General features: G+C 42.2%; 9 protein-coding genes. 7 read left to right on the top strand and 2 right to left on the bottom strand.

The window, feature by feature from the left end; genetic code table 11:
* Positions 1-51: 51 nt before the first annotated feature.
* Positions 52-894 carry a dienelactone hydrolase family protein gene (locus ABEB05_RS12720; protein WP_265790677.1) on the top strand — a complete coding sequence of 281 codons (843 nt, stop codon included), beginning with the start codon at positions 52-54 and terminating at the stop codon, positions 892-894.
* 75 nt (positions 895-969) lie between these two features.
* Here ABEB05_RS12720 and ABEB05_RS12715 read toward each other — a convergent pair whose 3' ends face one another.
* Both ABEB05_RS12715 and ABEB05_RS12710 read right to left on the bottom strand, forming a co-directional pair.
* On the bottom strand, positions 970-1,992 hold the full coding sequence (locus tag ABEB05_RS12715) for a hypothetical protein (RefSeq protein WP_265790676.1): 1,023 nt from the start codon (positions 1,990-1,992) through the stop codon (positions 970-972).
* Positions 1,993-2,277: 285 nt separating this feature from the next.
* Complete coding sequence (locus ABEB05_RS12710) at positions 2,278-2,889, bottom strand: nitroreductase family protein (protein WP_265790674.1); 612 nt, start codon at positions 2,887-2,889, stop codon at positions 2,278-2,280.
* A gap of 168 nt (positions 2,890-3,057) precedes the next feature.
* Between ABEB05_RS12710 and ABEB05_RS12705 the strand changes: the two genes are divergently transcribed.
* The 6 genes from ABEB05_RS12705 (at position 3,058) to ABEB05_RS12680 (ending at position 12,666) form a co-directional block, all read left to right on the top strand.
* Positions 3,058-3,729, top strand: a complete 672-nt coding sequence (locus ABEB05_RS12705) for an FAD-binding oxidoreductase (RefSeq protein ID WP_265790672.1) — start codon at positions 3,058-3,060, stop codon at positions 3,727-3,729.
* A 227-nt stretch (positions 3,730-3,956) separates the two neighbouring features.
* Positions 3,957-4,754 carry a class I SAM-dependent methyltransferase gene (locus ABEB05_RS12700; RefSeq protein ID WP_265790670.1) on the top strand — a complete coding sequence of 266 codons (798 nt, stop codon included), beginning with the start codon at positions 3,957-3,959 and terminating at the stop codon, positions 4,752-4,754.
* 262 nt (positions 4,755-5,016) lie between these two features.
* On the top strand, positions 5,017-6,075 hold the full coding sequence (locus tag ABEB05_RS12695) for a Gfo/Idh/MocA family protein (RefSeq protein ID WP_265790668.1): 1,059 nt from the start codon (positions 5,017-5,019) through the stop codon (positions 6,073-6,075).
* A gap of 92 nt (positions 6,076-6,167) precedes the next feature.
* Positions 6,168-7,592: a Gfo/Idh/MocA family oxidoreductase gene (locus tag ABEB05_RS12690; protein ID WP_265790666.1), complete on the top strand. Its 1,425-nt coding sequence runs from the start codon at positions 6,168-6,170 to the stop codon at positions 7,590-7,592.
* A 302-nt stretch (positions 7,593-7,894) separates the two neighbouring features.
* Entirely contained in the window at positions 7,895-8,884 is a 990-nt protein-coding gene (locus ABEB05_RS12685) for a LacI family DNA-binding transcriptional regulator (protein WP_265790664.1), read from the top strand.
* 74 nt (positions 8,885-8,958) lie between these two features.
* Complete coding sequence (locus tag ABEB05_RS12680) at positions 8,959-12,666, top strand: CRTAC1 family protein (protein ID WP_265790662.1); 3,708 nt, start codon at positions 8,959-8,961, stop codon at positions 12,664-12,666.
* Positions 12,667-12,822: the final 156 nt, after the last annotated feature.

Here is a 12,822-nt window from a genome sequence, read left to right as displayed (position 1 = left end):
CTGTGCATCACATCATATTAGAAATAATAAAATAAATAAGAGGGATAAAAAATGGATAAAGTAATAAAGACTGGATGGATTTTTGTTCTGGGACTATTTATAGCGGCCTGCAGCGGAGAAAAAGAGGATTTCTTAGACCGGATGTCAATGGAGCATGAAGGCGATCGTCCGGTTGAGAATGCCTCATCGGATTTAGCCCAGTCGGGTGAAGTATCCGGAGAAGAAGTGAACTATGCTACGGTTAACGGTACTGAGATCACCGGTTACCTGGCAAAGGCCGACAATGCGGATGAAAATACGCCCGGTATCATTGTTATTCACGAATGGTGGGGACTCAATGATAATATTCGCAATATGACAGATAAACTGGCGGGAGAAGGATACACCGTTCTGGCAGTGGATCTTTATAAAGGCAAGGTAGCGGAATCCCCCGACAGCGCCGGGAGCTATGCGGGTTCGGTGAATGATGAGGAAGCAATTGATAACTTGACCCAGGCCTACAATTATTTAACGAAAGAGCAAAATGCCGGCAATATTGGAGTTATTGGTTGGTGCTTTGGAGGGGCATGGTCGCTGCAAACGGCACTGGCCCATCCCGATAAAATTGATGCAACCGTTATCTATTACGGGCGTCTGGTGACCGATACCGAGCAGCTTGCCGAGCTTCAGATGCCGGTTCTTGGAATATTTGGCGCCGAAGATCAGGGAATTCCTCCCAAAGAAGTAAAAGCCTTTGAATCAGCATTAAATGAAGTAGATGTGTCCAATTCTATCCATATTTATGATGGAGCGGGGCATGCATTTGCGAATCCTTCGGGAACACGGTACCAGGAAGAGGCTGCTAAGGATGCCTGGCAAAAAACAGTATCGTTCTTTGAGGAAAATTTGAAGTAAGCCTGTAAAAATAAAAAAGCCCGGATCAATTTAGCCGGGCTTTTTCTTTTCTCTTATCGATTGAAAGTTGTTGCATCAGGACGAATCTGAATCTTCCGTTTCCTGTTTGTCTAAATCTTTGACTTCATCCACTTCTTTGAGCTTTAGGTAATCTAAAAGGTCGTCCTGCATTTTATCCATAATACGTTCCGGATGAGTGATTTTGGTGTAGAAAATAGTGAAGTAAATCACTTTAACACCGGTTACGGTCCGTTCGATGGCGCTGCTAATTATCTTCCCAATCCACAAACCGATAATAACGGGTACCCAGCTGAACTGCAGGGTGGTAAACCAGTATTCGGTAGGTGTCTCGGACCCTTGAATCTCGGTGGAGGGGAGATATCCTGACAGCCAAATACCGAGCCCAATGGAAATAATAGCCAGTCCAATGTAGATGGGTACTACAATCTGCCGGGTTACACTGCCGAGGAAGTCAATGCCAAACACGCCCACCAGCGATTCGGGTACCTGGCTTTTAAGTTTTTTCATTTTCTTGACAGCCGGCTTGATATCCAGTCGGTCAACGGCCACAGAGGGCAATAGGTAATGATTAACTAAATCCCAGACTTCACCAATGCCGGCAATAAAAAACCGGATGAGCATCATCAGGAAGCCCCCACCCGTAAATTTTGCTTTGTTGATAAAAGACATGCCGATATCCAGCCAGGCAATTTTTCGTGTTTGGGATTGTACGGGTTTGCAGGCTGTTACCGCCGATTTGTAGGATGGATCGTTGCCTATAATCGTTTCATAAACGATATGACTCATCCGCATCTCCTGCTTGTTATAGTAGAAGTATTTGTAGATGAAAAGAATGATAGCAAGAAAAAGTCCCCATCCTTCTAATGGAAGATCATACCACCAGCCCAGCCAGGCATAAAAAAGTCCGCTGACCATGACCAGGTTATAAATCAGCATCCGTATCCACGGTTTGATGATATCTTCATCTTCCCCGATGATGGTGAAGGTGTGTTTAACGAGATGACCTACTGATTTCAGTCGGTCCGGAAAGGATAAATTATCCAGTGATTGTTCTGCCTTTTTAAAATCAAAGCCCATAGTCTATTGATGTAATTAGGTTAAATAAGTAAATAGCCAGGTATTTCGGATGCCTGTGAAAGGGTAGGTCTATCAATAAAAACGTAAATTGTTTTGTACCCCTTTTTATACTGTGATCATAATCCCAACACCTTATAGCTATCTATATATACGTAAAGCTGGAGACAATGGGCTCAAAAAGATGGGGGGAAGAGGACCTAATCATTTATTGGAAGACTAGATAGGGGAAAGTAAAAGGCGCCAGCCAGAGTTAAGCTATTAACACAATAGCTGGCACCCTCCGTGTTACTCTTCTGGCCATTCTCCGTCAAAAAGAATGTCATCGAGTTCTTTGCGGCTGCGGGAATTCATTTCCTGCTCCGCTAATTTGTCGGGCAGTGACTGTGGATTTCCTCTGTAGCCGATGGCAAACATGGTGAAGGGTTCAAATTTATCAGAGATTTCATACAGTTCGCGGGCTTTATCGGGTAATATGCCTGCCATCTGATGTACAAACAGATCATGGCGGGTTGCTTCAAATGTTAAATGGGCAATCGCCTGACCCAAGTCGTGACTGGCATGTTTATTGGTGCGTCCATTTCGATCAAAGCTTTTTTTCGCAATTCCCAGTGCTAAAACCGGCGCGCCTGTTGCCCAGTTTCGGTTGAAATCATTCGCTACTTTTGAGAGCTTTTTGAACGCCTCTTCATCTTCTTTTTGTGCTACGATAAATCGCCAGGGCTGTTCATTGTAAGAGGAAGGAGCCCAGCGTGCTGCTTCAAAAAGTTGATTAATCAATTCGGTATCAACAGTTTCATTCGAAAAAGAACGGGGACTCCACCTGTTTTTTAATAATGTGTGTATGGGATAATCAGTGGCTGCTTTTTTAGCTGTTATTTCAGCTTCAATAGTACTCATATAAGAGAAAATAGATTTTTCTGTTCCAAATTAGTTTAATATTGAACTAAATAACGTTACGGGTAGAGCTTTCATTCCATTTATATTAGAGTTTTATTGATATTTGAATGAAGCGAAGCAGAAATGCATTCCATATAACGAACATCCGGAAATCATTAAGTAATAATTATGAGTTACAACGTAACAATTCGAGATATTCAGCAGGTCACTCACGATGTCAAACGGTTTAAGGTCGATAAGCCCGAGGGGTTTGAGTTTATCCCGGGACAGGCTACGGAAGTAGCCATTGATAAACCCGACTGGAGAGAGGAAAAGCGCCCTTTTACCTTTACGAGCCTGAACGGTGAACCTGATTTAGAATTCGTAATAAAAATTTATGACGATCATAATGGGGTAACGCATAAACTGGATAGCCTTAATGTAGGAGATCAACTGATTATTGATGATCCATGGGGAACCATTCAATATAAGGGACCCGGTATCTTTTTGGCCGGCGGTGCGGGCGTCACTCCCTTTATTGCGATCCTGCGCCGATTGGCCCGTGAGGAAAAAATTGAGGGGAATCAGCTTATTTTCTCCAACAAAACAGAGAAAGATATCATCCTCAAAGATGAATTTGAGGCGATGCTGGGCGATGATTTTATCAATGTGATTACCGATGAGCCAACCGATGAACATATCTATCTGGATGGATTTATTGACAAATCCTTTTTGGAAGAGCAGATCGACGATTTTGACCAACCGTTCTATGTATGCGGTCCCATGCCTTTTAATGAGGCAATGATAGAATATCTGAAAGAGCTAGGTGCTGAACCCGATGCATTGGTCTTTGAGGAGTAAGTGAATTAATTAATTTGACGTAGGTAAGCCATAACTTGGGAATCTTTGATAATACCTACGGTAAATAAATAGTTTATTAAATAGGATACTAGATTTATAATACACGTCTAAGATGAATGGTAACTATAAAGTTATCCGTAGTTAGAATAGATTGGGGAGGAACTATACCTAATATATATTATATATGGTGTTTTAGTTCACAACCTTAACACGGGATTATTATAAATATGAGCGATCTGAAACTAAGCGGGGTATCAGAAACACTGCTTATCCCACTAATGGGACGAGCTTTGGAATCAAAGAAGACTGATGGGATTCTAAAGGATAAGAAATCGGTGGAAGTTTTTGAATCACTGGATTATGATTTTAAAAAATTTCTCGATCCCGATTCGAAGCGGAGTATGCTGCGTACCACTATTCGTACCACTATCATAGACCGGCTGGTGGAAAATATCCTAAAAGAAAATCCTTCTATTACAGTCGTCGAGTTGGGGGGTGGACTCAATTCAAGATTCGAACGACTGGATAATGGCAGAGTTCGGTGGTATGACTTGGATGTTCCCGAAGTGTATGAGGTGTGGAAGCAATTTTTTGTGGAAACGGACAGGCGTACCTTCCTCCCCTTTTCCGCCTTTGATGAGCAGTGGATCACAAAAGTTAAGCAGGAAAGTAAAGGTCCTTGGTTATTTATTTCCGAGGCATCTGTTATCTACTTCCCCGAAAAAGAGGTACAACAACTGTTTCAATCGCTGTGCGAGCATTTTTCCGGAAGTTATTATCTGTTCGACAGTGCTGAGCCTGCTTTTTTGGAAGGACTGGAAAAGGATAATGATGCGCTAAAATACTGTGATGCCAAAATAAAATGGTCAATTGAAGATATTCATGAATTAGAAAAAAGGTTTCCGACAATTGATGTGCTTAAAATAATAGATCTGGAGAGTGCTGATCATGAGTATCGATCGCTTTACCCCGCCGATTTCCATAAAACAGTCGATGGCTATCAACTCAATTTGATAAGCTTATAGCCCTAAATTATTTGTAATCAGTCTAAATTTTTTCGCAAAATAATTGAATGAATGGTATGATCTATGATTTGCTTATGGGAAGTATAATAAAAATTGTCTTTTCGTTTTTTTTATTATATATATAAGTAACCGGTTAAATTGGCTTTATAGGTCTATATCCATGACTTTCTTTAAATAGGGATAGAGATTTCTTTTTGGAAAGAAGTGCAATAATTTTTAGACATAATTTAATATCAGATTAGATTTTTAGATACGTAGTTGAATGGCGAAACCGAAAAAAGAATTTAATATCGGACTTGTTGGCTGTGGAACTATTGCCGACACTCATGCTGAAGCGATAGCAGAGACAGAATACGGGCGACTTATATCGGCCTTCAGTAGAACTGAATCAAATCTGGCTACTTTTTGCAATAAATTTGAGGTTAAGGGTTACAGTGATTACCAGAAATTTCTTGCCGACGGTGATCTTGATGTAGTAGTTGTCTGTACGCCCAGCGGCACCCACTTAGATTACGGTGAAAAAGCTGCAGAGGCGGGAAAGCATTTAATTATTGAGAAACCAATAGAGGTTTCTCTGGATCGCGCCCGCCGGTTGGTTGACCGCTGTCAAAAGAACGAGGTGAAGCTGGCGGTTATATATCAAAACCGGTTTATCGAAGATGTCAAAAAGCTGAAAAGTATTATTGATGAAGGGGCGTTGGGAAAGATAGTCATGGTAGACGCCTCTGTAAAATGGTTCCGGGATCAGGAGTATTATGACAGTGCCGGGTGGCGAGGTACACTTTCGCTGGACGGGGGTGGCGCGGTAATTAATCAGGCCATCCATACTGTGGACTTATTGTTGTGGCTTTGTGGAGAGGTAGAATCGCTGCAGGCCTACAAAGATACATTGACGCATAAAAGAATAGAAGGCGAAGATAATGCCGTTGCGTCCCTGCGATTTAAAAATGGGGCCATCGGGGTTTTCAAGGCGTCTACGTCTATTGTTCCCCCTCAAAATCGAGCTATTGAAATTCATGCAGAAAACGGGACGGCTCACCTTGATGGAGATCGGTTAAAGCTCAGGGGAACGGATCTTAATGATGAGGAGGAGACAAAAACTGAAGAAAGTTCCGGGGCCGGTGCTTCGAGCCCCATGGCAGGGATGTCCAATAATAATCATAAGAAACAATACGACCAGATATTACCGGCATTTTTGAATGATGATAAGCCTGTTGTATCGGGAGAAGATAGTTTGAAGTCACTGGCCTTTGTAGAAGGACTCTATCTTTCTGCAGACGAAAAAAGGGCCGTATATCCTGATACGCTGCTGGCTGGGTAAAAGGTCCCTCAGAGGATAACCTTAAATCGGGCGGGACAGTAATAAGGGATTTAAAAACGATAGTTAACTTAAAATAAGATAAGGGTAGCATTATGGCATCAAATAATATAACACGAAAAGATTTCTTAAAAAGTGCAACAGGGGCAATGGCGGGAGGCATGTTTGCTAGGCCCATGGGCGCTTTTGCGGATAAGTTTGCTTCAGCTGAAAAGAGGAAAATTGCCTTGGTTGGAACCGGCATCCGGGGAATTACCTTCTGGGGCAGAACAGTACGAGAACAATATGGGGATATTGCTGAATTTGTTGGGCTATGTGATATAAATCCCGGCCGACTGGAGTACGGAAAGGAATTCATCGGGGCTGATTGTCCCACATTTACTGATTTTGATGAGATGATGGATACCACAGAACCTGAAATGCTCATTGTTACTACAGTGGATGCTACCCATCACCAGTTTATTATTAAGGGATTGGAGCGGGGCATTGATGTGTTAACCGAAAAGCCCATGACTACAGATGAGAATAAGTGTCAGGCAATTTTGGATGCAGAGGCAAAGTCGGATGGAGAACTCATTGTAGGATTTAACTACCGCTATAGTCCACACCATACGAAATTGAAAGAGATGTTAGTGAACCGGAGAGTTGGGAAAATTACTTCGGTTGACTTTGATTGGTATCTGAACGTATATCACGGTGCCTCCTATTTCCGACGCTGGCACGGCATTGAAGCCAGCAGTGGAACCCTGTTGGTTCACAAGGCTACGCACCATTTTGACCTTTTGAACTGGTGGCTGGATTCCGATCCGGTGGAAGTCTATGCTGAAGGCTCCTTAGAGCATTACGGAAGCAATCATCCGTTTCGGGGCAATAAATGCCGTACCTGTCCCCATAAGGATAAGTGTGATTTCTACTGGGATATAACGAATAATGATACGTATATGGATCTCTATGTAGCCAATGAAGAACATGATGGCTATATCCGGGATAACTGCCTATGGAGACATGAAATCGATATTTATGATAAGATGTCGCTGCAAATAAAATATGCCAATGATGTGCAGGTAAATTACTCCCTCACTACTTATTCGCCCTACGAAGGAATGAAAATCGGTTTCAATGGTTTTGACGGACGTATTGATGCCTGGCATGGAATTCCATGGAGAGAAGAGGAAAAGGCAAATCAGGCTGAGTTGCATCAGCAGGAAATGTCCCAGGAAGAGCGGGAGGAAGCCATCGACTACGAAGAAATTATGGTCATGGATAACTTTAGCAGTCAGCACGAACAAATTAAGGTACGCCAGGAAAGCGGCGGCCATGGAGGTGGAGACAGGCGTCTGCAGGATCAAATCTTTCGGAATCCTGATATGGAGGATCCTCTTGAGCATTCTGCCGGAAAAAGAGACGGTGCCATGTCCATACTGGTAGGTATTGCGGCACGTAATAGTATTGAATCGGGTAAGCCAGTGCGCATTGAGGATTTAACCTCTATCACTCCTCATCCAACTCGAGGAAGCTAACAGATAATGAGTCTCCTTCCTGTTGCTTATTGGGGAAGGCTAGTATGATGGTTGAACCTGATCTTTTGGAGGAATTATATGTCCGGGTTTTCGCCGCGTAGGTGTAACAATAATTCCTAACTAAAGACAGGAAGGAGATATATTATATATTAATTAATAGGATAGAGAGTGGGAAGAAGTATATAAAAAATTAATTTTCAGTCAGTATAAGGATATTATATTTTTTAATTATGACTTTAGGGTATATGTCATATTTGGAGTTTTGCAGTTCTAAATATAAATACTAATGCAAAAAAGGATTGATGAAAAATGTACGATTGGAGGATATTGCTAAAAAACTTGATTTAACGAAAGTTAGTGTGTCCAAGGCTCTCAGGGACCATTCGGATATATCAGAGGAGACGAAGAAAAAAGTTAAGAAAATGGCGCAAAAGATGGGGTATCGACCCAATCTTGTAGCCCGTTCTCTGACATCCAAAAAAACTCAGATTATTGGAGTTATCGTCCCTAAAATTGCTCACTCCTTCTTTTCCTCAGTCATTGATGGCATATATCAAGCTGCTCTTGAAAGTGATTATGAAGTTATTCTTGGGGTATCACTGGAAGATGACAAGCTGGAAAAAAAGCATGTCGAATCAATGCTCAATATGAGAGTGGAGGGGCTATTGATATCCATTTCTGAGAAAACAAAAGAGGCCGAATACTTTGAGCGAGTTAAAGACATGAATGCGCAATTAGTATTTTTTGACCGGGGCTTTTCTGATGCTAACTATACCTATTTGAGGGTGGATGATAAGAAACAAGCTAAAAAAGGGGTTCAGTATCTCATAGATCGGAACTATATGAATATTGCCCATCTGTCTGGATATTTAAGCGTGGAAATCGGAAGAGACCGGAATCTTGGTTACCGGGAAGCTTTAACTGAAGCAGGCATAGATATAGATGAAAATGCAGTTGTAGAAACAGGGTTCAGTGAAGAAGATGGTTACAGGGGATTTGGGAAATTAATGGAAGGATACGGAAAGCCGGAAGCTGTTTTTTGTGCAACCTATCCTGTGGGATTGGGTGCACTGAAATATATGAAAGAACATGATATTGATCCAGGTGAGATCACTATTCTTTCCTTTGGAAGCAGTGAATTTAATCAATACCTCTCACACCCATTTATATGTATCGACCAGCCTACTTTTGATTTAGGGTATCGAGCTTTCAAGCGATTGGTGATGGAGATTGAATCCGATGGCAAGGCTAAACCCGAACTTATTTCAATGCAGACCGATATAATTAAGTAATCTATTTCCTATTGTGGATTAAGGCTTTTAATAAATAATTTATCATATATACTCTTGTTTTTTGGAAAAAAGGCATGGCTTCTTATAAGAAGGGTTTTCTTGTTTTTGTTTTATCAATATTGACGGCTTGTAACACTGCACCGGAACTAGAATGGCATCAGGAGAGTGAATATCACTGGGCACAAATTCCCTCCGGCTCAGCGGATGAATATGGCTTTGAACTGCAATCTCCCTCGGACACCGGTATTGAGTTTGGAAATCATATCACAGAAGAGGAATTAAGTGAAAACCGTCATTACTTGCTTGGTTCCGGGGTTGCCGCCGGGGATATAGACGGGGATGGCTTGGTGGATTTATATTTTGCCGGACTCAAAAACTCTAACAAATTGTATAAGAATTTAGGGGGAATGGAGTTCAGGGATATTACGGATGAAGCCGGCGTAGCCCACGAGGATCACCACTCAACCGGGGTTGCCTTCGCGGATATAAATGGTAATGGGCATTTAGATCTCCTGGTTACCTCTATAGGTAAAAATAATGCTCTATATCTTAATGATGGGAGCGGAAATTTTAAGCTGCATGATGAGAGTGGTCTGGGAGCAGGAGAAGGCAGTACGACCATGGCTTTGGCAGATATTAACGGGGATCAGTATTTGGATCTTTATGTGGCCAAGTACAAGGAGAAAACCGTTAAGGATATGTATTCCACCGAAGAGCTTGCAATGAATAATGTTCTTAACGAACCCTATAACAGGCAAAACCAAACGGGTCCGTTTTCACTGACTTCCCCTTTTGATGAACACTACGATATTTTTATGACAGACGATAATCGTCTTGGGGGCTTAGCGGAAACCGGTGAAGAAGATGAGTTATATATTAATCAGCAGGGTTCATTTAAAAAGATCTCTAATCCGGAAGAGATGTTTCTTGACGAGGATGGAGATTCCTCAGGCTTAGCAAGGGATTGGGGATTGACGGCTAAATTCCAGGATCTGAATGGCGATGGGCTGCCTGATTTATATGTATGTAATGATTTCTTTACCAAAGATAAAATATGGATAAATCAGGGTGAGGGAACATTCAAACAAATAGATCAGTGGGCGATTAGAAATATTAGCTTTGCATGTATGGGAGTAGATTTTTCGGATGTCAACAGGGATGGTGAAACAGATATCTTTACCGCAGAGATGCTAAGTCCTGAACATAGCGAAAGGCTTCGACAAGTAGGTTCCGATGATCCGAATCCCGAGCAATACAGAAACGTTGAAGCCCGCCCGACAAATAATAGGAACTCATTATTCCTGAAAAGAGAGGATCTTACCTATGCTGAAATTGCATATTTGAGTGGCGTAGAAGGCAGCGGCTGGTCATGGGATGCAACGTTTATGGATATCGATTTGGATGGCTATGAGGACCTTATTGTAAATAATGGGTACCTGTATCATATTTTGGATATAGATGCGCAGCTAAATATGGTGCGCAAGGGAAAAAACATGGATGAGCACTTTACTGAATTTATGAGAGGTGCTCCATCTCTGAAGTTGCGTAATCAGATATTTATGAATAACAGAGACCTGACATTTCGGGAAAGGGGAACTGACCTGGGAATTGAAGGGAAGGATATTTCCCACGGAATGGCTGTAGCAGACTTAAATAATGACGGCACGCTGGACCTGGCTATTAACCGGATGAATGAAGAAGCGGCCATTTATAAAAATATTGGCCGCGCTCCCCGTATCGGAGTCAGGCTTATTGGAGAGTCACCGAATACGCAGGCAATTGGGGCAAAAATTAAGCTAATCGGAGCTGAGGTAGAACAAAAAAAGGAGCTGGCTTCCGGGGGGAGCTATCTTTCGGGTTCTGATCCCATGGTGATATTTGCAGCGGATGGCCAAAACGAAAATCACCAGCTGGTGATTACCTGGCCGGACGGGACAGAAAGCCGTCTGGATAGTATCCCCGCAAATCGCATCTACGAAGTATATGAAGCAGAGGTCCGGAAAGAGAAAAAGAAAATAAAGGATACGGAAGAAATTAATGACCCGATTTTTGAAGATGTGTCTGCCCGGATTAATCACAGTCACCATGAAAACAATTTTAATGATTTCGATTTTCAATCCCTCTTGCCCCTGCGCCTCAGTCAGTTAGGGCCGGGCATTTCATGGATTGACATCGATCAGGACGGAGATGATGATTTATTGATTGGTTCGGGTAAAGGAGGAGCAATCGGAGTGTTTGAAAATTTGGGAGATGGTGAGTTTCGTGAAATCACCCTGCCTCTTTTAAGCCAGGCTGCGCCGGGAGACCAAGCTACAATTCTGGGTTGGGAGGAAGGTCAGGGCACGAATATTCTTGTTGGAAATGTAAATTATGAGCAGGGAAATGCCCAGGCACCATCTGCTTACCAATACCAGGTTAATGATCTTAATAATGTTCATTTGGATTCTATTCCGGCTAACATGTCTGCCACTGGACCTATGGCCGCAGCCGATTATGACGCTGATGGAGATATAGATCTTTTTGTGGGAGGACGGTTTATTCCCGGACATTATCCAAAAAATGCTACTTCGCGATTGTTGCTCAATGAAAGAGGTTCATTTAGTATTGACCGAACCAATTCGGCTAAGTTGCAGGAAATAGGAATGGTAATAGGAGCAGTATTTACCGATTATGACCGGGATGGCGATCCGGATCTGGTTTTAAGCCGGGCTTGGGATTCAATACTGGTATTGGAGAATGAAGGTGGAAATTTCAAGGACGTGACGGCAAGTGTTGGGCTTGCCGATCTGAAGGGCTGGTGGAATGGAATTGCAAGTGGTGACTTTAACAATGACGGCCGGCCGGATCTTGTTGTTACGAACCGTGGATTAAACAGTCCATATAAACTCACCTATGATAACCCTATACGAATGTACTACGACTACCTTAACCGTGATCCCTGGGTTGAGATTATTGAAGCTTATTCAAATGCTGATGAAGAGTATGTGCCGCGGAGACAACTATTTCATTTTGGATCGATCCCTGATATAGCCAATCAAATAAACAGTCATGAGCAGTTCGCAAACAGTACGCTGCGTGATCTGTTTAGGGGGAAATATGATCGCATGCCATATAAAGAGATTAATACGCTGGAACATATGGTATTTTTAAATACAGGCGATGGATTTGAAGGACGTAAGCTACCCATAGAATCACAATTTAGTATATCTTTTCATGCCGGGGTTGCAGATATGGATAATGACGGAAATGAAGATCTGTTTTTAAGTCAAAATTTATTTGGGGTCCCTCGTCAGTCTCCCCGTCAGGATGCAGGCCGGGGGGTATGGCTCAAAGGAGATGGAAATGGAGGCTTTTCGGCGGTATCCGGTAGCAAATCGGGCATTAAGATTTATGGCGAGCAGCGGGGGGCGGCATTCAGTGACTTCAATAAAGATGGGAAAGTAGATCTGGCTGTATCGCAAAATGGTTATGATACAAAGCTTTATGAGAATAAAACGGAGAGCCGAGGCTACCGGATCACACTAGTGGGGCCGTCCCGGAATAGAAATGCGATCGGGTCAGGCATTCAATTGATCTATAAAGATAAGAATTCTAAGGGACCATTAAGAGAGGTACAGGCCGGTGTCGGATACTGGTCGCAAAATAGCTTCACCCAAATTATTGGTGCTGATAATGAAGCAAAGGTAGAAAAAATAAGAGTGATATGGTTTGACGGTAAAACCGAAGAGTTAGAGGTAGTTGAGGGGCAAAAAGATTATATATTACCTTATGAAGAAAAATGATTTGAAAGTTTTTGAAAGATTATTGAAATAAAATACCAATACTTTCGATGTTTGTTTGTATTTGTTTGGGATTTTTTTTAATTAACCGGTGAAGTAATAGGGGATAATCTAACTTAATCAAAAAATAATGCTAATTATTCAAAAATCATCTGCCCT

It is taken from the genome of Fodinibius salicampi, assembly GCF_039545095.1.
Taxonomy (GTDB): domain Bacteria; phylum Bacteroidota; class Rhodothermia; order Balneolales; family Balneolaceae; genus Fodinibius; species Fodinibius salicampi.
This window is presented reverse-complemented; position numbering and strand designations above follow the sequence as displayed.

Coding starts and splice junctions, on each gene's coding strand:
- ABEB05_RS12705 (WP_265790672.1), top strand. CDS start 3,058: ATGAGTTACAACGTAACAATTCGAGATATTCAGCAGGTCACTCACGAT.
- ABEB05_RS12680 (WP_265790662.1), top strand. CDS start 8,959: ATGGCTTCTTATAAGAAGGGTTTTCTTGTTTTTGTTTTATCAATATTG.
- ABEB05_RS12700 (WP_265790670.1), top strand. CDS start 3,957: ATGAGCGATCTGAAACTAAGCGGGGTATCAGAAACACTGCTTATCCCA.
- ABEB05_RS12690 (WP_265790666.1), top strand. CDS start 6,168: ATGGCATCAAATAATATAACACGAAAAGATTTCTTAAAAAGTGCAACA.
- ABEB05_RS12695 (WP_265790668.1), top strand. CDS start 5,017: ATGGCGAAACCGAAAAAAGAATTTAATATCGGACTTGTTGGCTGTGGA.
- ABEB05_RS12710 (WP_265790674.1), bottom strand. CDS start 2,889: ATGAGTACTATTGAAGCTGAAATAACAGCTAAAAAAGCAGCCACTGAT.
- ABEB05_RS12720 (WP_265790677.1), top strand. CDS start 52: ATGGATAAAGTAATAAAGACTGGATGGATTTTTGTTCTGGGACTATTT.
- ABEB05_RS12685 (WP_265790664.1), top strand. CDS start 7,895: ATGAAAAATGTACGATTGGAGGATATTGCTAAAAAACTTGATTTAACG.
- ABEB05_RS12715 (WP_265790676.1), bottom strand. CDS start 1,992: ATGGGCTTTGATTTTAAAAAGGCAGAACAATCACTGGATAATTTATCC.